General features: G+C 72.5%; 21 protein-coding genes. 12 read left to right on the top strand and 9 right to left on the bottom strand.

What is annotated here, in order from left to right:
• Positions 1-100: 100 nt before the first annotated feature.
• From ACFWEJ_RS01145 to ACFWEJ_RS01110, 8 genes are all read right to left on the bottom strand, one after another.
• On the bottom strand, positions 101-1393 hold the full coding sequence (locus ACFWEJ_RS01145) for a M23 family metallopeptidase (protein WP_377227361.1): 1293 nt from the start codon (positions 1391-1393) through the stop codon (positions 101-103).
• The gene (locus tag ACFWEJ_RS01140) at positions 1390-2016 is read right to left on the bottom strand and encodes a hypothetical protein (protein WP_377227360.1); all 627 of its coding nucleotides are present in this window, start codon (positions 2014-2016) and stop codon (positions 1390-1392) included. The genes ACFWEJ_RS01145 and ACFWEJ_RS01140 overlap by 4 nt, the downstream gene beginning before the upstream one ends.
• The gene (locus tag ACFWEJ_RS01135; protein ID WP_377227359.1) at positions 2016-4013 is read right to left on the bottom strand and encodes a hypothetical protein; all 1998 of its coding nucleotides are present in this window, start codon (positions 4011-4013) and stop codon (positions 2016-2018) included. Before ACFWEJ_RS01135 ends, ACFWEJ_RS01140 begins: the two co-directional genes overlap by 1 nt.
• Positions 4010-6541 carry an ATP-binding protein gene (locus ACFWEJ_RS01130; protein ID WP_377227358.1) on the bottom strand — a complete coding sequence of 844 codons (2532 nt, stop codon included), beginning with the start codon at positions 6539-6541 and terminating at the stop codon, positions 4010-4012. The genes ACFWEJ_RS01135 and ACFWEJ_RS01130 overlap by 4 nt, the downstream gene beginning before the upstream one ends.
• A gap of 6 nt (positions 6542-6547) precedes the next feature.
• On the bottom strand, positions 6548-7318 hold the full coding sequence (locus ACFWEJ_RS01125; RefSeq protein WP_377227357.1) for a hypothetical protein: 771 nt from the start codon (positions 7316-7318) through the stop codon (positions 6548-6550).
• Between the two features lie 115 nt (positions 7319-7433).
• The gene (locus tag ACFWEJ_RS01120; RefSeq protein ID WP_377227356.1) at positions 7434-7718 is read right to left on the bottom strand and encodes a hypothetical protein; all 285 of its coding nucleotides are present in this window, start codon (positions 7716-7718) and stop codon (positions 7434-7436) included.
• A 14-nt stretch (positions 7719-7732) separates the two neighbouring features.
• Positions 7733-8878 carry a hypothetical protein gene (locus ACFWEJ_RS01115; protein WP_377227355.1) on the bottom strand — a complete coding sequence of 382 codons (1146 nt, stop codon included), beginning with the start codon at positions 8876-8878 and terminating at the stop codon, positions 7733-7735.
• Entirely contained in the window at positions 8875-9204 is a 330-nt protein-coding gene (locus ACFWEJ_RS01110; RefSeq protein WP_377227354.1) for a hypothetical protein, read from the bottom strand. The genes ACFWEJ_RS01115 and ACFWEJ_RS01110 overlap by 4 nt, the downstream gene beginning before the upstream one ends.
• Positions 9205-9433: 229 nt before the next feature.
• On the opposite strand from ACFWEJ_RS01110, the gene ACFWEJ_RS01105 reads away from it, so the two are divergent.
• The 11 genes from ACFWEJ_RS01105 to ACFWEJ_RS01055 all read left to right on the top strand — a co-directional run bounded on the left by ACFWEJ_RS01105 (position 9434) and on the right by ACFWEJ_RS01055 (position 22122).
• The gene (locus ACFWEJ_RS01105; protein ID WP_377227353.1) at positions 9434-10291 is read left to right on the top strand and encodes a hypothetical protein; all 858 of its coding nucleotides are present in this window, start codon (positions 9434-9436) and stop codon (positions 10289-10291) included.
• Between the two features lie 448 nt (positions 10292-10739).
• A complete protein-coding gene (locus ACFWEJ_RS01100) occupies positions 10740-11441 on the top strand; it encodes an SAF domain-containing protein (protein WP_377227352.1) in 702 nt (233 codons plus the stop codon).
• A 4-nt stretch (positions 11442-11445) separates the two neighbouring features.
• Positions 11446-12363, top strand: a complete 918-nt coding sequence (locus tag ACFWEJ_RS01095; RefSeq protein WP_285100533.1) for a hypothetical protein — start codon at positions 11446-11448, stop codon at positions 12361-12363.
• Positions 12360-14015: a CpaF family protein gene (locus tag ACFWEJ_RS01090; RefSeq protein WP_377227351.1), complete on the top strand. Its 1656-nt coding sequence runs from the start codon at positions 12360-12362 to the stop codon at positions 14013-14015. The genes ACFWEJ_RS01095 and ACFWEJ_RS01090 overlap by 4 nt, the downstream gene beginning before the upstream one ends.
• Complete coding sequence (locus tag ACFWEJ_RS01085; protein WP_377227350.1) at positions 14012-14890, top strand: type II secretion system F family protein; 879 nt, start codon at positions 14012-14014, stop codon at positions 14888-14890. The genes ACFWEJ_RS01090 and ACFWEJ_RS01085 overlap by 4 nt, the downstream gene beginning before the upstream one ends.
• Before the next feature lies 1 nt (position 14891).
• Complete coding sequence (locus ACFWEJ_RS01080) at positions 14892-15812, top strand: hypothetical protein (RefSeq protein ID WP_377227349.1); 921 nt, start codon at positions 14892-14894, stop codon at positions 15810-15812.
• An 86-nt stretch (positions 15813-15898) separates the two neighbouring features.
• A complete protein-coding gene (locus tag ACFWEJ_RS01075; protein ID WP_377227348.1) occupies positions 15899-16186 on the top strand; it encodes a hypothetical protein in 288 nt (95 codons plus the stop codon).
• Between the two features lie 11 nt (positions 16187-16197).
• Positions 16198-16575 (top strand): TadE family protein, encoded by a 378-nt coding sequence (locus tag ACFWEJ_RS01070; RefSeq protein WP_377227347.1) that lies wholly within the window; start codon positions 16198-16200, stop codon positions 16573-16575.
• Complete coding sequence (locus tag ACFWEJ_RS01065; RefSeq protein ID WP_377227346.1) at positions 16575-17012, top strand: TadE/TadG family type IV pilus assembly protein; 438 nt, start codon at positions 16575-16577, stop codon at positions 17010-17012. Before ACFWEJ_RS01070 ends, ACFWEJ_RS01065 begins: the two co-directional genes overlap by 1 nt.
• Positions 17013-17080: 68 nt before the next feature.
• Positions 17081-17491, top strand: a complete 411-nt coding sequence (locus ACFWEJ_RS01060; protein ID WP_377227345.1) for a pilus assembly protein TadG-related protein — start codon at positions 17081-17083, stop codon at positions 17489-17491.
• On the top strand, positions 17491-22122 hold the full coding sequence (locus ACFWEJ_RS01055; RefSeq protein ID WP_377227344.1) for a LysM peptidoglycan-binding domain-containing protein: 4632 nt from the start codon (positions 17491-17493) through the stop codon (positions 22120-22122). Before ACFWEJ_RS01060 ends, ACFWEJ_RS01055 begins: the two co-directional genes overlap by 1 nt.
• Before the next feature lie 73 nt (positions 22123-22195).
• On the opposite strand, the gene ACFWEJ_RS01050 is transcribed toward ACFWEJ_RS01055, so the two are convergent.
• Positions 22196-22402 carry a hypothetical protein gene (locus tag ACFWEJ_RS01050; protein WP_377227343.1) on the bottom strand — a complete coding sequence of 69 codons (207 nt, stop codon included), beginning with the start codon at positions 22400-22402 and terminating at the stop codon, positions 22196-22198.
• 286 nt (positions 22403-22688) lie between these two features.
• On the opposite strand from ACFWEJ_RS01050, the gene ACFWEJ_RS01045 reads away from it, so the two are divergent.
• A complete protein-coding gene (locus tag ACFWEJ_RS01045) occupies positions 22689-23279 on the top strand; it encodes a DUF6318 family protein (RefSeq protein WP_377227342.1) in 591 nt (196 codons plus the stop codon).
• The last annotated feature ends 70 nt before the right edge of the window (positions 23280-23349 follow it).

Raw genomic sequence — 23349 nt, 5'->3', positions numbered from 1 at the left:
CACACGACCTACGTCTAACGACGCCGGATCATCGTGCGGTATTCCCGATGACGATCGCGACCTGTTTTTGTCGACGTCTGCGGTGAGCAGAAATCATCGGTCAGTTCGCCGAGGCGTCCGTGCCGTCCGACTGGTCCGACCCGTCCGGGGAGACGGGCTCGGTGACCGGCGTCGCGACGCCGAGCGTCACGCCCTGGCCCGCCATGAAGGGTTCCGGGTCCACGGCCTGGCCGTTCATCCGCACCTCGTAGTGCAGGTGGCAGCCCGACGACGTGCCGGCGCCCGCCGGGTCGATGCGCGAGTCGCCGCCCATCGACGCGATCTGCTGGCCCGCCTGCACCGTCTGGCCCACACGCACCAGGTTGGTGCCGGTGAGCAGGTGCCCATAGGTCGAGTCGAGGCCCATGCCGTGCTCGATGCGGATCGTGTTGCCGGTGCCCCAGCCGGTCGCGCCGGAGATCACCACGCGCCCGGCCGCGGCCGCGTAGACCTGGGTGCCGCAGGACGCCGCGATGTCCTGGCCCATGTGGTAGGTCGACGCCCCGGCGATACCGGTGTTGCGGGGCCCGAACCCGGACGCCTTGGACCCGACCGCAGGGTTGGCCCAGCCGCCCGCGCTGACGGCGGCCTGCCCGATGGAGCCGGACATGCAGGGCGCGGCGGCCGCGGAGCCCTGGATGGACTGCGACAGCGCGTCGAGGTCCGCCGCGTCGGCGCCGCTGACCAGCTGGATCACCTGGAGCGCCTGGTCCCAGTACTGCTGGTAGTGGTACGGGTCGGCGTTGCGCTGCGCCTTGTGGGCGGCGATCGTCGGCTCCAGGGTCTCCCAGCCGGTGACGGCGAGCAGCCGGTCGTAGAACCGGCCCGACGACTGCACGGGGTCGAGGCGCTCCTCGACCGTGCCGTACCACTTCTGCTCCTGGAACATGCCGATCGAGGAGGTCAGCGAGCCGTCGGGGTTGCGCACGCCGAACCGGTCGTCGCCGTAGTTCAGGTTGCGCATGCCGGACTCGCCGAGCGCCGTCATCACCGCGACGGCCTGCGCGCGGGCCGGGACACCGCGCTCCTGGCCCACCTGGAGGATCACCGCGGCGTTCTGCAGCTGCTCGCCCGTGAAGCCGCCGGCCGCCGGCAGCTGGCCGCCCGCGGGCACCACCGACGCCGACATGCTGCAGCCGTTCTGCGACTGGTTCTCGCTCACGGCGCCGCCCACCAGCACGACCATCGCGACCACCGCCGCGGGCACCGCCAGGACGGCCGCGACCAGGACGGCCAGCACGAGCACCGCGCGCCGGGTCCCGTCGTCCTTCTTCCTGCCGTTGCCGGACCGCGAGGCCCGGGCCGCCTGCGACACGACCCGCGTCGCGAGTCCGACGGTGTCCCGCCCGCTCACGACCCCTCCGGCGGCCTGATCTGCTCGGCAAGCCAGGGCGCCCCGCCGTCGGCCCGGGTCAGGAGCACCGTGTACGCGCCGACGTCGGTGGGCACCGCGACCTCCGCGAGCAGGGTGGACGTCTCGTCGGTGACCTCCGGGTCACCGGTCACGTCGGTGACCGGCACGAGGCGCGGGTCGACGTCCTGGTAGACGGGCTGCGCCTGCGGCGTCAGCAGCGGCTTCAGGCCGTCCCACCAGGCGTCCTCGGCCTGGTCGGTGGCGGCGAACGCGCTGACGGTCGCGACGGCGGCGTCCCGCGCGGCCTGCCGGACGGTGTCGTCCCAGGTCGCCTCGACGGGCTCGGCGGGCGCGGCCTCGTCGAACTCCGGCTCGGCCGTCACCTCGACCGCGGGATCCCCGGCCGCCGGGTCGCCGTCGACCGCCTCGGTGGCGGCCGTGTCGTCGGCGTCGTCGGACGTGCCCACGGGGTTGTCGAAGTCGTCCTGGCTCCCGGGAGCGACGGCGCCCGGGTTCACCTCCGCCGTCGGGTCGGCCGCGGGACCGCCCTCGCGAGGCCAGCCGATCCAGGTCCCGATCGCGAGGGCGACCACCGTGAGCACCACGATCACCGTGCGTTTCATCAACGGCCCAGCTCTCGCATCTGACGCCGTCCCGGGTTGTGCACGATGGCGGAGGGCTGCGGCCCGACGCCCGGCGCCGCACCGCCCTGGCGCGCGGCGTTGAGGGACTGGGCGAGCCGCGCCGCGCTCTGCGACCGCTCGCCCCGCCGGCCGAGGCCGCGCACCGCCCCCAGGACCTGCTTGGCCTGTCCCGCCTTGCGGACGACGGTGAGCGCCTTGGAGGCCCCGGCCGCCGCGGCGGACGTGCCGCCGCTCGCGACCATCGCGCCCGCCTGCAGCGCGATCGACGTCCCCGCACGGCCCGCGCTGCCCAGCCGGTCGCTGAGCCGTTCGCCGGCGGTCGGCGGCAGGTGGGGAGACGGCTCGTTCCCCGCCTTCTCGCCGACGTTCGTCGCGTCGGGCACCTGGTCGCCAGCCCCGCGTACGCCGTCGGGCGAACCGTCCTGGACGGTCCGGGCAGCGGTGCTCCAGGCGTTGCCGCCGCCGTTCCCGCTCCCCGGGCCGCCGTCCGGTCCGCCGTCGAAGCCGGAACCGTCGACCGGGATGGGCATGGTGCGGTTGTCGTCGCCGGCTGCGCGCCCCGCGACCGCTCCCGCGGCGGCTCCTGCCGCGGCACCGCCGACCGTGCCGCCGCCGGGGGTGCCGTCCATGGCGGACGGACCCGCGGCCGGGGCGTCGCCGCCGTCGACCTCCACCGCGTTGCTGTTCGGCTGCACGGGGGCCGGGCCGAGGCCGACGCCCGCCCAGGACTTGGCCTTGTTGTACCGGTCGCGCCACTTCGCGGTGCCGTCCCACGGCATCGCGGCCGGCTCGCCGATCTGGGAGGGCACGCCGGCGGCCGCGAGCTTGTCGGCCAGCGCCCGCAGGCCCTGCCGCACGCTCGCGCCCATGAGCACGTAGAACACGGCGCCCGCGACGACCAGGGTGTTGAAGAGGTACAGGCGCACGAGGAACGGCAGCCCGCTCGTCGCGTCGTAGAAGCCGAGCAGCATCTTCATCCAGGCGACGAGGAACATCGTGGCCATCGCGACGAGGATGCAGCCGAAGCCCACGCTCGCGAACGTGCGGAAGAGCTGCGCCCGCGTGCCGCTGGAGATCACGCCGACCGGTAGCTGCCAGAGCAGCTTGATGGCCGACCAGCCCAGCAGCAGCACCGCGAAGATGGTGCCGCCCACGATCACCACGGACAGCAGCAGGAACACGAACCCGGTGGTGAGCAGGCTGAGCGTCGAGACGACCGTGCCGGCGTCGACCGTGGACGCGGCCTCCTTGTAGGCGGCGTCGCACCCGCCGATCTCGTCGACGGCGGTCTCCCGGCCCACGTTCTCGGTGTAGACGTCCTCGCATCCGGTGCCGTCGATGACCGACCCGTAGTTGATGATCTGGTGCGGTGCGCGCAGCAGCGTGTCCACGAGCTGGCCCTTGAGGCCGTCCCGGATCACGGTGGAGTCCCGCTCGAACGACGCACCCTCCGTGGCGAAGCCCGTGGCGATGTCCATGCCGGCGTCGCGGGACTGCATGATGACGCCCTGCTCACCGCCGATGGTCGCCATGGGGTTCGCGAGGAACCCGGTGGCCAGGGCGGCGATGACGCAGCCGATGAGCAGCTCCATGAAACCGCCCGCGTACCGGCCCTTGAGCAGCCAGAACCCCACGACGAACGCCAGGATGATGAGCATCAGGTTGAGCAGGCCGATCTGCGCGACCATGCCCTGCACGATGATGCTCAGCCCGGCCAGCGGCGCCAGGATGTAGCCGAGCCAGTCCATGCCGAGCACCCAGTCGAGCACCCAGATCTGCACCGCGACCATGTCGCGGTACCAGACCCAGAACATGCCGGCGAGGGTCGAGAAGATCTCGGAGTCGACGTTCAGCGGGTTCCACGGCGAGCCCGTGTCCCACTGGAGCATGAACCGGTCGACGGCCACGCCGTGCGTGTCCTCCAGGTTCAGCCCACCCTGCGGGTCGGCGAACGGGAGGGGCGCCAGCCCGATCATGCCCCGATCACCGCACCGGTCGAGCTCGTCGGCGTGGTCTTGACCGTCTGGGCGCGCTTCTCCACGAGCGGCGCCATGACCTTCGCCCGGCCGTACCGGGCCTGGAAGTCGCGGATGAGGCACTCGCCGCGGCGCTCCTCGACCACGCCGACGGCGGCGTCCGTCACCGGGGCGGTGCCCTCGGTGACCAGCTTGACCAGGCCCTCGTCCACGGGGGCGTCGGTCGGCAGGCCGTGCAGCCAGCGCAAGCCTCTGCGGGCGAGGTTGGAGTCACGGTGGCGCAGCAGCACACGGAAGGGGATCAGACCGCGGACCACCTCGTTCCCGAAGTCCTCCTCGGCGTCGTGGCTGCCGAGCAGCAGCGCGGCCTTGTGCTTACGGCCGTCGCGGATGAACGTGCCGATCTCCTCGGCCGCCTCGGGCGACGACATGGTCTTGGACGCCTCGTCGGCGGCGAAGATGTCGAGCCGTGAGCGGTCCGCGAAGCAGCGGTAGCGGGCGAGGGCCGCGATGAGTGCGAACGTGGCGCGGCCGAACACCTTCTCCGCCTTGAGCTCGGCGAACAGGTGGCCGTGCTCCATGTCGGCGCGGGAGGGCAGCTGCATCTTGTGCGTGTGCAGCACGATCGCGGGCGAGCTCAGGTCGAGCGGCGGCAGCGTGTCGTCGAAGAGGGCGCGGCCGAAGTCGAGCTCGGAGAAGATACGCATCTCGTCGGCCAGCATCCGGGCACCCGGGAACTCGCAGTCCTCCTCGAGGTGCCGGGCGAGCGAGCCGAGCGACGTGATCTTGTTGCGCCACATGTACTCGGTCTGCAGCACCTTGGACAGCAGCACGTTCTGCTCGGACTTGGTCTGCACCGACAGCAGCACGGTGAGGAAGGCGCGGGCGACCCGCGGAGCCTGCGCGGGCGGCAGGATCCGCAGCGGGTCCATCGACACCGTCGCGTCCTCGGAGATCTCCACGACCTGCGAGCCGGGGATCTCCGAGACGGCGATACCCCACTCGCCCATCTCGGTGTGGTCCACCGCCATGAGCGTGGCGCCCATGTCCACGTTGTCCATGGCCACGGTCTTCATGCTCACCGACTTGCCCGAGCCCAGCTCGCCCACGAAGCCCATGGCGAGCGCGACGTCCAGCTTGTCGGTGGCGCCCGCCAGGTTGACGAACACCGGGTTGGGCCGGGCCGCGCCGTTCGAGATCTCCAGGGCGAACAGCGCGCCGGAGGTGTCGCCGAGCTCGGTCGTCGCGAAGGGCACGGCGGCGGAGAAGGCCCGCGCCGTCGTGATCTGCGAGTACTCCCGCACCGCGCGTGGCGTGGGCATGCCCGGGAGGGTGGCCTCGAAGAGGGTCGGCTGGATCGTGGGGTCCGTCCGCAGCGAGAACTGCATGGCGGCGAAGTACTTGGTCAGGTCGCGGGCGTCGTCCAGGGCCTGCTCCGGGGTGTGGCCCGAGACCGTGAACATCGTGGTGGCGTCGACCTCGACCTCGAGCTCGTCGGCGTCCATGACCGCCTGGTACTCGCCCAGCGCGCGCGCCGTCGTGTCCAGGGACGACCCGGCCCGCTCCTCCTCGGAGCGCTGGTCGAACTGGTCGTTGAGCGTCCGCACCGCGCGCCGGTTGCGGTTGGTCACCTCGTCGCGCGAGCGCACGGTCATGCGGATGGCCCAGTCGCAGGGCACGCCCGACTCGTCGACGCGACCGATCCACTCGCACCCCGGGTAGACGATCCCGCCCGACGGCGTGTCGCTCACCACGAGCGTCGTCTGGTACGACGCGAGCTCGGGGTTGGTCGGGTCGAGCACCTTCACGTACGGCCGCTTCAGGATCTGCAGCGGCCCGAGCTTCTTCTCCGAGTCCGTCTGCCCGGCCGGGTCCACGAGCGCGGACGGCAGGACCGAGGGACCCGACAGGTGCATCTCGGCGTCCAGCGACCCGTCGACCGGGACCGCCGTGTCGAGCCCGAGGCCGCGCTGCATCGCGTGGCCGAACATCCAGGCCATCTCGGCCACCGACGCCGGCTGGGGGTCGAACGCCGAGGGCATCTCCTTGCGCAGCGCCTCCGCCTGGGCGGCCCGCTCGCCGATCGCGTGCCGGCCCGGCACGGACCGCGGCATCATCAGCGTGTCCTGGAGCGTGGTCCAGCTCGCGTGCAGCGGCTCCATGAACGCCTTGGCGCCCGGGTTCGCGAGCGGCGCGGCGATCCAGTGGACGCGGCGCCCGATCGGGATCTGCTCCAGGAAGTCGAGGGTGGCCTCGCACTCGGCGGCCCAGGCCTCGCGCTCCGACAGGTCGACGCCCTCGATCATCGAGAGCACCACCGACGCCGGGTCGGTGGCCGCGGTCAGGCCGAGGTGCAGGGACTCGCCGCGCAGCGCGCGGTACAGCGCGGTGTGGTGCCGCCGCGCGGCGTGCTTCTTGTCGTCCGGCTGGAAGGCGTAGGGAACGGGTGACACGCGCCAGACCGCCCACACGGTCCCGGTGCGGGTCCACATGAGGCCGTCCGTCAGGGCCGAGATGTGGCTCAGCATGGGGGCTCAGTCCTCTCGCGGGGTGGTCGGTGCGGGGCGGTCGGTGTTCTTCGGTTTCCCGGCCAGCAGCTGGCCGACGCCGGTGAGGTCGGCGTTCCTGCGGTCCGCCGCCGCGGTCGCGGCTGCTGCCGCCCAGTCAGCGGGCGAGCGTCTGCCGGGTGGTGCGGCGGGTTGCGGGTCCGGTTGCCGTCCTGGTTGGCGGCCGGTCTGCGGGCCAGGCCCCGGGTCGAGCCGGCGGCCCTCGAACGTCGCGTCCGCGGGACCGCGGCTGGTCAGCTCCGGCAGCAGCTCGGTCGGTACCGGCTGCACGACGACGGGTCGCGTCGTCCCGACCGGCACGGCGGGTGCGACGGGGCGCGGCGTCGGCTCGGCGAGCCGCTCGCTCCGGACCGCGGCGCCCGGCACCACGACCATGACGCGGTGCGTCAGCAGGCGCGGCTTGGGCAGGGACACCTGCCCGCCCACGAGCCGGCCCGGGCTCGACGTCAGGTTCATCGCGTCCATGACGAACGCGACCGGGTTGCGCCCGGAGCTCGGCAGCTTGCCGGTGGCCCAGACCACCCCGACGACCACACCGACGGCGACCACGATGTTCATGAAACCGCCGAGCTGCGCCCACAGGGGGGCGGTCTTCCACAGGGCGAACGCCACCACGGCGCCCGCTCCCACCTGGGTGATGGTGTACGGACCACCCCAGATGCGCCCGCCGCTGGGCAGCTTCCCCACGAGCATGGGGATGCGTCGGGCCTTCGTGTAGAACTTCGCGGTCTCGGTCACCGGACACCCTCCTCACCACACGCCGGGCGCACGAATGCGCCCGTCCGACCAACCCTGTGCCTTGCCCCCAGCGCCATGCCCATGTTCCTGACCTGCTGCCCTGCTCCCGCGACCGTCAGAGGACGGTCTGCGTGTTCACGATCGCCGGAGCGGAGTCGAACTCGTCCTTGGCGAGCTCGGAGGTGACGTTGATGCCACCGTTCACGAGCCACAGGACGATCCCGCCCACGATCGCGGACATCAGGATGGCCGCGATCGACATCTTGGTCTTCACCGCGGTGATGACGACCATGAGGATGACGACCACGAAGGTCACGGACTCGATCGCGCTCTTGACCTCCTCGGACTTCACGGTGATGAGGTCGAGGAAGCCGTCGGCCATAACGATCTCGCTGATCATGGTTCTCTCCTTCGTTACTCCCCGGCGCTGCCGGGGTCGGTCGTGCCGGTTGGCGTCGTGTCGATACGGACAGCCGGCTCAACGCCGGCAACCTCCCAGCGGCCGTCCCGCGCGACGAGCGTGAGGACGTACTGGGCGGTCGTCTTGTTGCCGTCGAGCCGCGTGAGCTCGACGGTGGTCAGGGCGTGCGTCCCGTCGCCGTCGGCCGGGTTCTCCGTGACCTCGTGGGAGCCCTTGATGCCCGTCACGGCCACGGCCGTGTACGGGGCCGGGGTCACGGCCGAGACGGAGGTGCCGGGGCGCAGGTAGCGCGTGATCTCGCCGTCGCCCGCGACCATGGCCGCGAGGAACCCGGCCACGGACTGGCCCGCCGGCGACGTCGGGGAGATGGTCTCGGAGTAGCCGAGGTCCGGAGCCTCTGCGACGGCCGCCGGTCCGGGGACGGGCGACGGCAGCGCGAGGGCCGTGACCGCGAGGTCCGGTCCGGAGTACCTCGTGTCCGTGCGCTGCACGAGCACCGGCACCTGGAAGTAGCGACGCACCCACACGAGCGGGACCTCGGCCTGCTCGCCCTCCTTCGCCTGGCCGTCCGCGGGCGGAGGCGTCGAACCCGGGGCGGGCTCGGCGACGTCGACGCCGACCGTCACGGACCAGACGTCGTTCTCCGCCTCCTCGACCTGTGCCACCGACGAGTCGCGGATGGTCTGGCCCTCCTGGGGGAGAGTTCCGACCGGGGCGTTCGTCAGGGAGGCGATGAGCTGCTTGTCGTTGCTGTCGGCCCGCAGCCAGGTCTCCACGAGCTCGACCGCGCGCTCGGTCGCGGCGGCGGACTGCGCGGTGCTCGCCGCGCCGGCGACCGCGGTGACGGGGGCCGGCGCGGGCCGCAGCGCGGTCCACACCAGGGCCGCGGGACCGGCGAGCAGCGCCAGCGCGAGCAGCGCCCCCCAGGCCTTGGTGGCCAGGGCGGGGCCGTTGGACCACTCCACGACGGCGGGCGGCGGGTCGTCGTCCGCACCTCCGCCGCCCGACGACGGCGTCGCGGGCCGGTCGGGACCGCCCGCCCAGGGGGAGGCGGTGCCGGTGGCGCCGTCGGCGGGGCCGGGCAGCTCGGCCGGCTTGGCGGCCTTCTTGCCCCGACGGCGCACGAGGAGCGAGCTCATCGCGTGTGCACCTCGTTCTGCAGGTCCGCCCGGATGCGCGCGCGGGCCTCGCGTGCGCTGCGCACACGGGGGCTGTCGAGCGCCTCGGTCAGCCGGATCGTCGTGTCGTTCTCACCGAGGGGGTCCTCGGCGAGCGATGCGATGAGGTCGCGCACCACGGGCGCCACCTCACCGCGTGCGGCGTGCACCTCGGCGGTGTCCCGGAGCAGCGACCACGTGTGGTCGAAGGCCGTCGGACCGGGGTCCGCGGCCTGCAGGTCCGTACTGCTCAGGTCGGTGCTGCCGAGTCCGGCGCCGGGCGCCTGGTCGAGCTCGTCCTTGCTCATCTCGCCTCTCCCGTTGATCCGTCAGTTGCGTCTGCTCAGCACAAATGGCTGGTGATGTGTTCGTGTGACATCGGTCGAGCAGGGGTTTTGGCCGAGTGTGACGCAGGTCACAGGGGCCCGGAGGGTGCGGGCAACAGTGGCGGGCAACACCCTCCCGATGGACTCGGGGCAGACGGAGGGGGGAACCGCCATGCCTGCACGCACACCGGCGCCGGCATCAGGAACGCTGATGCGAGAGCTTGACCACGACTGGGCAGACCTGGTCCGTACGCGATCGTTCGCCACCGAGATCGACCGCTTCGTCGCACGCTTCCCCCGGCTCGCGGGACTGCGGCGGGGCGAGCCCGTGCGGCTCGCGCCCGACGAGGCGGACGAGGTGCTGTACGCGCTCATCGTCGAGCACGCGAGCGGCAGCTTCGCCGCAGGGCGCGCGGTGCTGCAGTGCATGCTGCCCGCGGTCCGCACCATCGTGCGCCGGTCGCGCCGGCACTACCCGGACGTGCAGGACCTCGAGCAGGAGGCCGCCGCCGCGATGTGGGACGCGATCACCCACTACGACCTCGAGCGCAGCAGCCGGGTCGCGATGCGGCTGCAGGGGCACACCCTGACGCGCGTCGTCGGCGACCGGGCCCCGCACGCCCGGGGCGGCCGGGCGAGCCGCGGTCCCCAGGTGGCGGAGATCCCCACCGACACGGACATGCTGACCGTCCTCGAGCGGCCGACCCTGCCCGAGCCCGGCCCCGACGCGGTCTACTCGCTCGCGAGCCTGTCCCTGGGCCCGACGGGCGAGGTCCTCGACGTCATCGCGTGGGGGCTGGACAAGGACGTCCTCACGCGGGACGAGTCAGCACTTCTGGCGCGGCTCTACGCGCCGGACCCCGATCTCCCGGAGTACGCCGAGCTCGGCTCGGGTCGCGGGAACTATCAGCGGCGGGTGGCCCACGAGCTGGGCATCTCGCACGCAGCCTTGCGCCAGCGGGCGAGTCGCGCAGTGCGACGGCTGGCGGAAGCCGTTCAGTCCGGTGGTCTGTCTGGGGGACAACCGGGCGAACGGGATGGTGAGGGACGACGACGGCCGACGGGCTGAGCACTGGGGGGTGCGTGATGCCCTGAAGTCGTCCGAAGTTCGCCTCATCGCGAGAGGGTCCCACCGCCAGCGGGGCCCTCTCGTTCTGTCCCCGACACCGGCAGAGACTCGCTATCTCATGCCTGACCTGCAGAGTCAATGCCACAACTGTGGTTCTGACGTGCCATCGAAGGATTGTCTGAGGGTCACTCAATATTCAAGCCATCTCCACACTTTTGAAGTCTCCTTGACCTAGCGAGCACCCGGAACGCTGATTAGCGTTCAACCTGCCGGGTCCGCCCGTCTGGATGAGGATTACCTGCGGTGACACGCGTGTGACACCGCAGGAGCCCTCGACAGCACGGGCGGGAGCACGGTGGAGACAGGCGCAGGCATGGGATCCTCGACGGGTTCCGCTCCGGGAAGACCCCTGGCGGACTTTGTCGATGGGCTCGGAGGAGACGGCACGGTGAGCAGTGGAACGAAGGTCGCGAACCAGGAACAGCAGGCCCGGTCCGCGACAAGACCCCAGCGACCCGCACCCCCCGGGCCGCTCAAACCCACGCGCGCCCGACGCCGGCCCGCCCTCATCGCCCTAGGTCTCGCGCTCGTGGCACTGAGCGTGCTGGCGAGTCTCTATGTGACCACCTCGCAGGGTGCGACGCACCAGGCCTTGGCCGTCAACAAAGAGATCACGCGCGGCACGAAGGTCACCGCGGCCGATATCACCGTTGTCGACCTGCCCAACGGGCCGACCCTGCTCGAGTCGATCCCGGCCGAACAGCTCGAGCAGGTGGCCGACGTCAAGTTCGCCGCGGCCGACCTCAAGAAGGGGCAGCTGCTGACGCCCGACAGCGTCGTGACAGACCTCGCGCCCCCGTCGGGCCAGTCCATCGTGGGCATCGCGCTGACGCCCAGCCAGATGCCGACCAGCCAGCTGCACGCCGGCGACTCCGTGCGCGTCGTCGAGACGCCCGCGACCGGCGGCGAGCCGCCGGTGGAGGCGCCGTTCGCCATCGCCGCCACGGTGATCGGGGTCTCGGGCGACGCCGCGCTCGGCGACCAGACGGTCGTCGACGTGCAGGTGGCCTCGGGCAACGCGGCGGCTCTCGCGGCCCGCGCCGCGACGGGCCGGGTCGCCATCGTCATCGACGCCGTCGGGGCCGGGTGATCCGGTGGCTCTCATCGCCCTGGCCAACGCGAAGGGTTCGCCGGGCACGACGACGGCGGCCCTCGTGCTGGCGCTCCAGTGGCCCCGCCCGGTGCTGCTCGTCGAGGCCGACCTCGCCGGGTCGTCGATCCTGGCCGGCTACTTCCGCGGCCAGCTCCCGCACGACCGTGGCCTGCAACCCCTCGCGATCGCGCACTCCCACGGAGATCTCGAGGCAGCGTTCTGGGAGCAGACGATTCCCCTCGTTCGAAACGATCCGGACAAGAAGCTGCTCCCCGGCATCGTCAGCCCGCACACCGCACCCGCCGTCGCGAACCTCTGGGGGCCGCTGGCCAACCAGCTCGTGGCGCTGGAGCGCGGGGGCATCGACGTGCTGGTCGACCTCGGCCGGCTCGGCACCGGCGGTGCCGTGCGCGAGGACCGCGAGCCGATCGTCCGGCTCGCGGACCAGGTGCTGATCACCACCGGGTCGCGCCTGCCCGATATCGCGGTGACGCGCGAGCTCGTCAAGTCCCGCACGTCCGTCGTCGACGCCGCGGCGCGCGACCTCACCAACCTCACGGCCCTGACCATCGGTCCCGGCCGGCCCTACGACGCGAACGAGATCGCGCGGACGCTCGGCCTGGGCACCGTCGGCTCGCTCGCCTGGGACCCGGTGAACGCCGAGGTGCTGTCGGTGGGCTCGCCCGCCGGACGGCGGTACTCGACGTCCCCGCTCGTCCGCTCCGCCGCCCCGGTCATCTCCCGCCTCCAGGACCGCACGGAGAAGCGGCGCGCCCGGTTCTCCACCGGGCCGCGCGAGGTAGGCCGAGGGACCGGACCGCGGCGTCCGCCCGAGCAGTCCGGCACGAGCGCCCGCTCCGCGTCATGGAGCGTGCAGGGTGCCGGACCGTGGCAGGGCGACGGAAGGGGTGACGCGTGAGCACACCCGAGTTCCCCGACCTCTCCTCCCTGCCGATCTTCCACGACGCGGACGACCGGGCCCCGGCCCTTCCGCGTCGTGCCCCTGCCACCGATGCGGAGACCATGCCGGGCCGACGCCCTGCCGCCGTGCAGAACACCTGGACCCCGCCGGCCGCGGAGCCGGGCAACGGCGGGACCCGCACCGTCGACCCCGGGGGCGCCGGGCCCGCACGACCCGCGGGAGGCACGCCGCCGTCGTCGGGCGGCGGGACCTCGCCCTGGGTCGGGGCGCTGGCCCGGGCCGAACGGGAGTACCACGGCCAGCCCGGCAACCCGCGGCTGCGGGACTCCGAGTTCTGGCGCCAGGTCAACAGCCTGCGCGGCGAGGTGTCCTCGCGGCTGACGACGGCGCTCGCGGCGCGCGAGCTGGACGAGGAGCAGCGCGAGGCCCTGGGCCAGGAGCTGATCCAGCAGGTGGTGCGCGACCACAACGACGCCCTGCTGTCGGGCGGCCAGCGCAACTGGACCACCGAGTACCAGGTCGAGGTGACGCGCGCGCTGTTCGACGCGCTGTTCCGCCTGGGCCGGCTCCAGCCGCTCATCGACACGCCCGACGTGGAGAACATCGAGATCACGGGCACCGCGCCCGTGCTGCTGCTGATGGGCGACGGGCGCCGCATGTACGCGGAGCCCATCGCGGACTCCGACGCGGAGCTCATCGACTTCCTGCAGTTCCTCGCGGCGCGCGACCCGGCGAACGAGCGGTCGTTCACCCGGGCCAACCCGTTCCTCAACCTGGACCTGCCCGGGCGCGTGCGGCTGGCCGCCGTCGGCTGGGTGGTCCCGTGGCCGCGCGTCACCATCCGCCTGCAGCGCCTGCAGTCGGTCGACCTGGACCTGCTGCGCGAGAACCACACCATCGACGCCGTGCTGGTCGAGTTCCTCACGGCGGCGGTGCGCGCGCGCAAGTCGATCGTCGTGTCCGGCCAGGGCCAGGGCAGCGGCAAGACCACGCTGCTGCGCGCGCTCTGCGCCGGGCTGGACCCGTGGGAGTCGATCGCGACGATCGAGACCGACTACGAGCTCTACCTGCACCTCGAGCCCGACAAGCACAAGCGCGTGGTCGCGCTGCGCACGCGCGAGGGCTCGGGCGAGATGAACACGTCAGGCCGCCGCGTGGGCGAGATCAACACGAACGTCAACGTGTACGAGTCCCTGCGGCACAACATCTCCCGCGTCATCGTCGGCGAGGTGCGCGGGCCCGAGATCGTGTCCATGTTCCAGGCCATGCAGATGGGTAACGGCTCGCTGTCCACGGTGCACGCCGACGGCGCGCGCGACGTCGTCGAACGCCTGGTCGGTATGGCCGTACAGGACTCGACGCTGTCGGAGACGTACGCGTACCGGCAGGTCGCGCAGTCGATCGACCTCATCGTCTTCCTCCGGGTCGACTCCGAGGGCGACGGGCGACGGGTCCGCTACGTCTCCGAGGTGATCGAGGTGACGCGCGGCGAGGCCGGCAACCCGGTGGCGATCACGGACGTGTTCGAACCGGGGCCGGGGGGTCGCGCGGTGCCCAAGGTGACGCCGTCGTTCCTCGCCGACCTGGAGGCCGAGGGCTTCGACGCGAGCCTGCTGAACTACCGCGACGGGCTCTGGGAGACCGCATGACCACCCTGATCGCGGTGCTGACCGGCCTCGGCCTGGGGCTCGGGGTGTGGTTCGTCGTCGTCGGCGTGCAGCGGTACGAGCCGACGCCGAGACCGAAGCGCACCACCCCGCCGTTCCATGGGCTGCTCCGCCTGCTGGGCCTGACCAAGGGCGGGCCGCTCTACCCGCAGCGCAAGATCCTGGGCATCGGCGCGGCCGTGGGCCTGGTGGTCGGGATCGTCACCGGTTGGTGGTCGCTCGTGCTCATCGTGCCCGTGCTGATCGTGGGCCTGCCGTCGCTGTTCCGCACCACCACCCAGTCCAACGAGGTGGAGAAGCTGACCGACCTGACCGCCTGGGTGCGCTCGCTCATCGGCGTGCTGTCGGGCGGCGCCGTCGGGCTGGAGCAGGGGATCGCCGCGACGCTCCACAGCGCCGCGCCGTCCGTGCGGCCCTCGCTCGCGCGCCTGGTGGCGCGCCTGGAGGCGCGCCAGCCCATCAAGCCCGCCCTGTACCGCTGGGCGGAGGAGATGGACGACTACTCGGCCGACATGATCGCGTCGGCCATGATCCTGGAGTCGGACAACCGGACCGGCGCCGTGGCGCCCGCGCTCCGGCAGCTCGCCGAGTCCCTGTCGGCGCAGGCCAAGGCGCGGCGCGAGATCGAGACCGAGCGCGCGACCGGCCGGGCGACGGTGCGCTGGGTGACCATCGTGACCCTCGTGGTGCTGGTCGCGACGGCGATGTCCGGGTACCTGAGCGGGTACGACTCGCCGCTGGGTCAGGTCGTGGCCGTGGTGCTGTTCTGCGCGTACGTGGTCTGCCTGCTGTGGATGCGCAAGATCAGCCTTGGCCAGCCGATCCCGCGGTTCCTGCCGCACGAGCGGGAGGTCTGACATGTGGCCCTGGGCAATCGGCAGCGGCCTGGTCGCGGGACTCGGCCTGTTCCTCGTGGTGCGGGAGCTCCTCCCGTCGACCCCGCGGCTCCAGTCCGCGCTCGACCGGATGAGCGGCGACGACAAGGTCGAGCCCATCACGGTGTCCGACGGCACCGAGCTCACCGCGACCCAGCGGTACACGCAGGTGTTCGGGGCGTGGGCGCAGCGCAGGCTGCCGCTCTCCCTGCTGGGGCGCGGCGGCCCGACCCGGGCCGACCTGGACCTGATCGGCAAGACCGCCACCGACCACTACGGCGAGAAGGCGCTCGGCACGGTGATCGTGCTGGTGGCGGTGCCCTTCCTCGGGCTGTGCGTCGGGCTGCTCAACCTCGGCATGCCGGTCTCGGTGCCGTTCGGGGCTGCGGTCGTGCTCGCGCTCGGCGCCTGGTTCCTGCCCGATCTCGACGCTCGGTCGAAGGCCAGGCGGGCCCGGCAGGAGTTCGCGCGGGCCGTCTCGACCTACCTCGAGCTGCTCGCGATCGAGCGGGTCTCCGGGGCCGGCGCCACCCAGGCGACGTTCGCCGCGGCGCAGGTCGCGGAGTCGTGGCCGTTCCGGCGGATCTCCGCGGCGCTCGAACGCAGCCGCTGGGAGGGGCAGGCGCCGTGGGTGGCGCTGCGCGAGCTGGGCGAGGAGGTCGAGGTGGACGCGCTGGGCGAGGTCGCCTCGATCGTGGAGCTCGCGGGTACCCAGGGCTCGGCGATCCACGACCAGCTGCAGTCCAAGGCGGCCGCGATGCGGGACGCGCAGCTCGACGTCGAACAGCAGCTCGCGCACGACGCGACGGTCCGGATGACCGTCCCTGGGACACTTACCGTATTTGTGTACTTTTTGATGCTCATCTTTCCAATCGGGGTCACTATGTTTCAGACTGCACCCTGAGCCGGCTCGCCCCCCGGCGGCGTCGCGGTGTCACACGAGCCGCTTCTTACCCATTTGTTGAAGTCGACATCACCCCAGGAGTCACCATGAACCAGCACCTGAGCCAGGGCCGGACGGCGGCGTCGCGAGTCGCCGCGCGGGCGTCGCTGCGCGCGGCCGCTGCGCGCGGTCGCGTCGACGCCCTCAACGCCCGCTTCGCCGAGCGCTCGGCCGAGCTCCGTCGTCGGCTGTCCGCCGGTCGTGCGGGCGAGCCCGACGACGCCGGCCTGGAGTCCATCGAGGTGGTCGTGCTGTCCGTCGTGGGTCTCGGCATCGCGATCGCGCTCGGTGCGGCGATCAAGGGCCTCGTCGACGAGTACATGTCTCAGCTCTAGGGATGTAGCGGATGAACGAGCGCGGTGCCGCCTCCCTGCAGACCGTCCTGACCTACCCGATCGTGCTGATGCTCATCTTCGGGATGGTGCAGGGGGTGCTCTACTTCCACGCGCAGAACACGGCGCAGTCCGTGGCCAACGGTGCGGTGCAGGCCGCGCGCGTGGAGGGCGGCAGCGTCGACTCGGGGTACGCGGAGGCCGCCTCGCGGCTCGCGCGCGGGGGCGATGCGTTCGCCTCGGTCCGGGTCTCCGTGACGCGTGGCGAGGAGATGGCCACCGCGACGGTGACCGGGCTGGCGCCGTCGATCGTGCCGGGTTTCCGCGGGCTGCGGGTGGAGCAGTCGGCGACGGGGCCCGTGGAGCGCTTCACGTCGGCGGTGAACGGCTGATGAGCGGGTCCGGCGGGGGCTCGGACGAGCGCGGCAACGTGGCGATCAACACCGCCGTGATCTTTCCCGTGCTGCTGCTGATCGGGCTGCTCCTCATCATGGCGGGCCGGATCGTGCTGGCCGAGGGCGTGGTGCAGTCGGCCGCGAACGAGGCCGCGCGGGCGGCGTCGATCAGCCGGACGGCGGCCGTGGCCGGGGTGCAGGCGACGTCGACGGCGACGTCGACGCTGGTGAACTCCGGGGTGAGGTGCTCGTCGACGTCGGTCCGGCCGGCGACGGACGCGTTCGACCTGCCGCTGGGGACGGTCGGCACCATCACGGTGCGGGTGGAGTGCGTGGTGCCGCTGCGCGACCTCGGGCTGCCGGGCGCGCCCGGTTCGCGGACGATCAGTGCGACCGGGACGTCGGTGCTCGACGCCTATCGGGGGCGGTCATGACCAGGGGGGCTGGGCGTATGTGGGTACGGCGTGGGCGGACGGCGGCGACGCCGGCGGGAGCGCGACGGGTGCGGGAGCGGGGCGAGATCAACATCCTCGCGGCCGGCATGGTGCCGGCGCTCATCATCGCGATCGGTCTCGTGGTCGACGGCGGCGGGCGACTGCACGCCGAGGACGAGGCCGAGTACGCCGCGGACCAGGCGGCTCGGGCCGCCGCACAGCAGATCCGGATCGACCGTGCGCAGATGGGACTGCCCCCTGAGGTGGATCCCGCGCGCGCGACACAGGCTGCCGCCGACACGCTCGGCGCGCTGGGAGTGCAGGGCGGGCTGACCGGCGTGAACGGCGCCACCGTCACCGTGGGCACTCAGGTCACCTACAAGACGACGTTCCTGACGTTGATCGGAATCAGCTCGCTCCGTGTCACGGCCGATGCCGAGGCGCGGGCGGTCCGCGGCATAGGACAGGAGGAATCCTGATGAGCACCTCGACAGTCCAGGGTCGTGCGGTGACCGGTGAGCCCGGCGGACCGCGGCGGGGTACCGGCGCGCGTGTGCTGAGAGGGCTGGGCGCGGCGTTGCTCCTGTGCGCGCTCGTCGTCGGGATCCCGGTGGGCCTGTGGGTGCTCGGCGGGCCGATCTGGACCGGACCCGTCAGCGTGGGCCAGATCATCTCGATCCTGAGCAGCCCCGACGTGACCGGTTCGGTGCTGATCGGGCTGATCAAGATCGTCGGCTGGCTCGCGTGGCTGACCTTCGCGATCGCGGTGGTGGTCGAGGTGGTCGCGGCCCTGCGCGGACGCCGGTCACCGCACGTGCGCGGGCTCGGCGCGCAGCAGCGCGCGGCGGCGGTGCTCGTGGGTGCGGTGATCACGATGCTGGTCGCGGCGCCGTCCGTGTCGCCCGCCATGGCGGCGACGACGCCGGTGGAGGTCGCCGAGACCGGGACCGTCGTGACGGCGCCGGTCTCGTCGGAGGCGGTCCTGCCGGCCGACGTCTCCACGAGAGCGACGGAGAAGAAGACAGGCGCGGACGAGGCACCGGCGCCCACCTACACCGTGCAGCCCGGCGACTCGCTGTGGCGGATCGCGGAGCAGACCCTGGGCGACGGTGCGCGGTTCAAGCAGATCGCCGACCTGAACTACGGCGTGCCGCAGGCCGACGGCAACGCGCTCGACGCCGGCAACTGGATCGAGCCGGGCTGGGTGCTGCGGCTGCCCGCGGAGGCCGCCGGGGGCGCCGACGTCGTCCTCACCGGCACGGACGGCGACGATCCCGTCGGGATCGGTCCCTCGAAGGCGGGCGCGGACGACGGGGACGCCGTCGACGTGACCAACTCCGGGAAGGCCGCGGCCGAGGTGGTCGTGGAGCCGGGCGACACCCTGTGGGGGATCGCCGAGGAGGAGCTCGGCGACGGCACGAAGTACCCGGAGGTCTTCGAGGCGTCACGTGCCACGGACCAGCCGGGCGGGGAGCGGCTCACCGACCCCGACCTCATCTACCCGGGCTGGACCGTGACCGTCCCGGGCGCCGGGGAGGCCGCGCCGGACGAGGGCACGCGGGGCGACGACGCCGCGCAGCCGACGCCGGACGACACCGACGAGTCGGCGTCCGAGGGAGAGCCCGCGGACGCGGGTGCGGAGCAGCCGGCCGGGTCGGACGCCGGGTCGGACGCCGCGGACGATGCCGCTGGTTCGGATGCCGCGGCGCCGGGCGAGACGGGGTCCGCGCCGGAGGCCGACGAACCGGGCGACGAGGGCCAGGCCGACGGCGGCGTGTCAGCAGCGGTCGGCGCCACGAGGATCGGCCAGCGTGCCGACGCGAAGGAGCCCGCGCCCGAGCCGGCCACACCGTCCACCGAGGTGACGCCCGAGGGCACGGTCGAGGTCGAGCCCGAGGACATCGAGGAGCCGGGCGGCGCGGGCAACGACGTCGTGCAGGACGAGCAGACGCCGTCGGACGAGCGACCTGCCGGCGAGCAGCCGGCCGGGGAGGCCCCGGCCGCCGACGAGCCGAACCGTGCCGGGCAGAACGCCGCCCCGAGGTCGCCGGCCGACGGTGCGGCCGGCGAGCGGCGGGACGACGCAGGCCGCGATGGTGCCGGCCAGCCCGACCCCGCCGATGTCGCGACCGGTACGGCCGGTATCGGCGGCCGGGACTCCGCCAAGGACGACGCCGGTAAGGGCGACGCCGGCAAGGGCGACGCCGCCACCGAGGGCGACAAGCCCGAACCGAAGCCCGAGCAGACCGCCGAGGGCAACCTCGTCCCGCAGGCCCCGCCCGCACCGCAGGAGACCGAGGGGCCCCAGTACGACGAGGTCACGCCCGAGGACCTGGAGAACGATCCGAACCTCGAGCCGGACCAGTCGGCGCCACGGGGCCGTTCGCTCGACGAGTCGATCCCCGGCAGCGGGCTGATCGCCGACGAGCTCCTTCCGCAGGACCAGGGCGACGAGCCGGCCACCGACGGCTCGGCCGCCGACGAGCCGGCCGCGCAGGAGACGTCGTCCGGGGAGGGTACGACCTGGGGCAGCGACCCGGCAGCCGAGGACCAGCCGGCGACGGGCAACGCGCTGGAGGGCGTGATCGAGGAGCCCGCCCCGGAGGACGAGGTGGAGCCGACCGCGGTCGGGGGCGCGCGTATCGACTCGCCCCAGGGTGCGGACGACGTGCTGCCCGAGGACATCGCGAGCGACGAGCCCGTCGCGGGGGAGTCCGTTCCCGAGGTCGCCGTCGAGTCGTCGCCGCCCGTGGAGGCGGCGGCACCGGTGGAGGCCGGTGCTCCTGCGGAGCCAGACGCCGAGTCCGGCGGCGCCGTGACGGCCGGGACGACGGTGGCGGGCGCAACCACCGCTGCCGCGAGCGACCTGTCGCTCCTGGACTCGGCGGCCGACGTCGCATCCGACCTCGTGGACGACCTCGACGAGTCGGTGGGTGTGCGCACGGCTACCGGCGTCGGCGGCCTGCTCGCCGCAGGGCTGCTCGCCCTGGTCGCCGTGAAACGGCGGCGGGTGCGCAAGGGTCGTGAACCCGGCGAGACCGTCGTCGTACCCGGGCCGGAGACGCCCGCAGGGGCGCTGGAACGCGACCTGCACGGCGTCGAGGACCCCTTCGGACGTGACCAGGTGGACCGCGCGCTGCGCAGCCTCGCCGCGTGGCATCGCGAGCGTGGCCTGCCGCTGCCGGGGGTGCGCATCGCGCGGCTGAGGAGCGGCGAGTTCGTCGAGCTCTACCTCGACCGCGCCTCCGACCTGCCCGAACCCTGGGCCAGCACGACCGACCGGTTCATCTGGCAGCTCGCGGCGGGCGACGCGGAGGCGGCCGCGCAGGTCGGTTCTGCAGGAGCCACCGCGACCGAGGAGGGCGAGGCGCCCTACCCGGCCCTCGTCACCGTCGGCCACGACGACGAGGACGCGCACCTCATGCTCGACCTCGAGAACCTCGCGTGCCTAGACATCCGCGGCACGGACGCCGCCGCGCAGGCCACTCTCGCGGCGCTCGCGGTCGAGCTGGCCACGAGCCTGTGGGCGGACGACCTGCAGGTCACCGTGGTCGGTACGCTCGGCGACCTGCCGGGCGTGGTGGACACGGGACGGGTGCGGCACGTCGCGGGCCTCACGGAGATCGTGCGCGAGCTCGAGGCGCGCGCCGCCGACGTCGACCGTACGCTGGCGCAGGTCGGAGCGACCTCCGTGGCCGAAGCGCGCGGCCGTGGGCTGGCGACCGATGCCTGGACGCCGGAGATCCTGCTCGTCGGCGAACGGCTCGGCCTGACCGATCGCGCCAGGCTGGAGAGTCTCGTCGAGCGCGTACCGAGCGTCGGGATCGCGGCCGTGACGTCCAGCGCGGAGGTGGGGGACTGGGTGCTCGACCTGACCGGTGACCTGACCAACGGCGACACCACCCGCGGCATCCTCATGCCGGCCTACATCGCGGTGCGCCCGCAACAGCTCGACGCCGAGACCTATGCACAGGCCCTGGCCCTGCTGGCCGAGCCCGAGACCGCGCCCGGCCCCGAGTGGAGCCGCTCGATCGACCGCACCGAACCGACGCTCGAGGAGATCCCTGTGGAAGCTGTCCGCGCTGGTGCCGCGGATTCGGACGTGGCGGTCGGCGAGGCGACGACGCTCGCGCCGTCGGCCTACGGCACGGGGACGGCGGCCGGACCGGCGGCCCCGGCGACCCACGGCAGACTGCCCGAGAGCTTCTCGCCGTGGGCGCGCGCCGCGGTCAGCGTGGCGACCCCGCCGCTGGGGACGCCGGTCGTCGGGACGGGTGGGCCGGCCGAGACCTCGGGGCCGGCCGAACCGGCCCCGGAGCCGCTCGTGGTCGAGCCGCCGATCGTGCGGGTGCTGGGGAACGTCGAGCTTGCCGGGACGACGGGTGTGGAGCTGCCGTCCACGCACCAGCGGCAGGCGACCGAGCTGATCGCGTTCCTGGCGTTCAACCCGGGCTCGCGCGGTTCGGACATCTCGAAGGCGCTGTGGCCCTCGCGCGAGCCGAACCTGGCGACCCGGCGTTCCGCCGTGTCGCGCGCGCGTCGCTGGCTGGGCACCGACCCGAGCGGCTTCGAGTACCTGCCGCGCTACTGGTCCGCGGACGACGGCGGTCAGGCCGACGTCGAGTCCGCCGGTTACCGCCTGCGCGGGGTCGCCACGGACTGGCACAAGTTCTGCGACCTGGTCGGCCCGGACCTCACGCAGACGCCGACGTCGGACCTGCTCGCCGCGCTGGACATGGTGCGGGGCAAGCCGTTCGAGGGCGTGCCGCTGCGCAAGTACGTGTGGGCCGAGCAGCTGATGCACACGATCTCGTCGGGTGTGGTGGACGTGTCCCACGAGGTGGCCCGTCGCGCGCTCCTGGAGGGCGACGTGGCGACTGCGCGGCACGCGTCCCAGGTGGGGCGGCTCGCCGACCCGGTGGACGAGCGCTCGTGGCGCAACGGGATCCGCGCGGAGATCGCCTCCGGCCGACGGGACGCGGTGGGCCGGCTCGTGGACCGGCTGCGCGATCACCTGGAGCAGCTCGCCATGGAGCCGGAGCCGGACACGGAGGAGCTGCTGGCGCAGGTGGACGAGCAGGAGCGGCGGCGGGAGCGCACCGGGGGCTGACGTCGGGCCAGCGTTGCCGCAGGGGCGGAGACACGGACAGCAGACAACGTCTGCTGTCCGTGTCTCGTTGCGCTCAGTCGAATCCGCCCGGGCCGGGGATCGGCGCGAGGTCGATCGCGAAGCTCTCGGCGTCCTCACCGGTGAGCCTGGCGAGCAGGGTGCGGAGGGCGGCCTCGGCGTCGTCCAGGAAGACCGCCTGGCTGACGGCGCCGGGGACGCCGACCGCGCGCAGCGTCCAACGCTGGTCGTCGCGGTACGCGACCACGGTGTACCTGTTCATTCCGGGCTCGTCGGCCGCGGCGCGGTGATGTCGACGCGATGAGATGTCATGGTGGCAAGCCTGTAGAGGAACATGGCGATCCGCTACTTGAAACTCATATTGGCCACCTATTAGCGGTGATATCAATATAAATGTCGGGTACGGGGCGCCCTTCCTGTGGGCCGCGATGTGCACTGTCCCCAAGGTTTTCCACAAGGCCCACTTTCCGGATCCCGGGGCCCCGGCTAGCGTCATTCCCGGCCGTTGCGGATACGCAACGGCGTGGCCGAGGGGGCGGGGTGCGGGGATGAGCGGCATGGTGATGCGCGCGGCCGGGCTGATAGTGACGGCCGGACTGGCGCTGACGGGGTGCACGGGCTCGCCGCCGGATCCTGACGTTTCTTCGGCCCCTTCTGGCGTTTCAACGCCTGCGGCCAGCGCGAGCCCTTCCCCGTCGTTGCCGGCCAAGCCGGAGCGTCCCGAAGCGATGAAGCGCAAGGACGCGGAGGGGGCTGCGGCTGCGGCGAAGTACTTCATCGAGCTCTACCCGTACGTGATGGCCACGGGGGACACGGAGGAGTTCGAGGCGATGTCGCACCGGGCGTGCGGGTTCTGTGCTGAGCTGGCCGGCCAGGCTCGAGCAATCCAAGACGAGGGTGAGACGTTTCGAGGTGGAGTGACGACGGTGCAGATCATCACGGAGTACAAGCGCGATGAGGTTACAGGGATCTACCCGTTTGATTCCAGAATCGTCCAGGAGGCGCAGTTGATTACTGCCGCGGACGGAGGTGTCGTTTTGGACGCCGATCGGGAGGTGCTCGAGCGACGCATCGAAGTTGGCCGAAGCGATGGCGACTGGGTAATGGTTGCCGTCGCACCGATTCCGGGACTCGACTGATGAGCTTTGTAGCGACGCTTGGACTTATGGCGGCCCTAGCCCTTGCGCCGTCCCCTGGCGACGAACGGGT

Origin of the sequence: Promicromonospora sp. NPDC060204 (genome assembly GCF_042728455.1) — a bacterium.
Taxonomy (GTDB): Bacteria; Actinomycetota; Actinomycetes; order Actinomycetales; family Cellulomonadaceae; genus Promicromonospora.
This window is presented reverse-complemented; position numbering and strand designations above follow the sequence as displayed.

What these genes read in the sequence shown, in the direction of transcription:
- ACFWEJ_RS01140 (WP_377227360.1), bottom strand. Translation starts at nt 2,016, where the DNA reads ATGAAACGCACGGTGATCGTGGTGCTCACGGTGGTCGCCCTCGCGATC.
- ACFWEJ_RS01080 (WP_377227349.1), top strand. Translation starts at nt 14,892, where the DNA reads ATGTGGCCCTGGGCAATCGGCAGCGGCCTGGTCGCGGGACTCGGCCTG.
- ACFWEJ_RS01110 (WP_377227354.1), bottom strand. Translation starts at nt 9,204, where the DNA reads ATGAGCAAGGACGAGCTCGACCAGGCGCCCGGCGCCGGACTCGGCAGC.
- ACFWEJ_RS01105 (WP_377227353.1), top strand. Translation starts at nt 9,434, where the DNA reads ATGCGAGAGCTTGACCACGACTGGGCAGACCTGGTCCGTACGCGATCG.
- ACFWEJ_RS01085 (WP_377227350.1), top strand. Translation starts at nt 14,012, where the DNA reads ATGACCACCCTGATCGCGGTGCTGACCGGCCTCGGCCTGGGGCTCGGG.
- ACFWEJ_RS01045 (WP_377227342.1), top strand. Translation starts at nt 22,689, where the DNA reads ATGAGCGGCATGGTGATGCGCGCGGCCGGGCTGATAGTGACGGCCGGA.
- ACFWEJ_RS01065 (WP_377227346.1), top strand. Translation starts at nt 16,575, where the DNA reads ATGAGCGGGTCCGGCGGGGGCTCGGACGAGCGCGGCAACGTGGCGATC.
- ACFWEJ_RS01050 (WP_377227343.1), bottom strand. Translation starts at nt 22,402, where the DNA reads ATGAACAGGTACACCGTGGTCGCGTACCGCGACGACCAGCGTTGGACG.
- ACFWEJ_RS01075 (WP_377227348.1), top strand. Translation starts at nt 15,899, where the DNA reads ATGAACCAGCACCTGAGCCAGGGCCGGACGGCGGCGTCGCGAGTCGCC.
- ACFWEJ_RS01055 (WP_377227344.1), top strand. Translation starts at nt 17,491, where the DNA reads ATGAGCACCTCGACAGTCCAGGGTCGTGCGGTGACCGGTGAGCCCGGC.
- ACFWEJ_RS01120 (WP_377227356.1), bottom strand. Translation starts at nt 7,718, where the DNA reads ATGATCAGCGAGATCGTTATGGCCGACGGCTTCCTCGACCTCATCACC.
- ACFWEJ_RS01070 (WP_377227347.1), top strand. Translation starts at nt 16,198, where the DNA reads ATGAACGAGCGCGGTGCCGCCTCCCTGCAGACCGTCCTGACCTACCCG.
- ACFWEJ_RS01115 (WP_377227355.1), bottom strand. Translation starts at nt 8,878, where the DNA reads ATGAGCTCGCTCCTCGTGCGCCGTCGGGGCAAGAAGGCCGCCAAGCCG.
- ACFWEJ_RS01130 (WP_377227358.1), bottom strand. Translation starts at nt 6,541, where the DNA reads ATGCTGAGCCACATCTCGGCCCTGACGGACGGCCTCATGTGGACCCGC.
- ACFWEJ_RS01135 (WP_377227359.1), bottom strand. Translation starts at nt 4,013, where the DNA reads ATGATCGGGCTGGCGCCCCTCCCGTTCGCCGACCCGCAGGGTGGGCTG.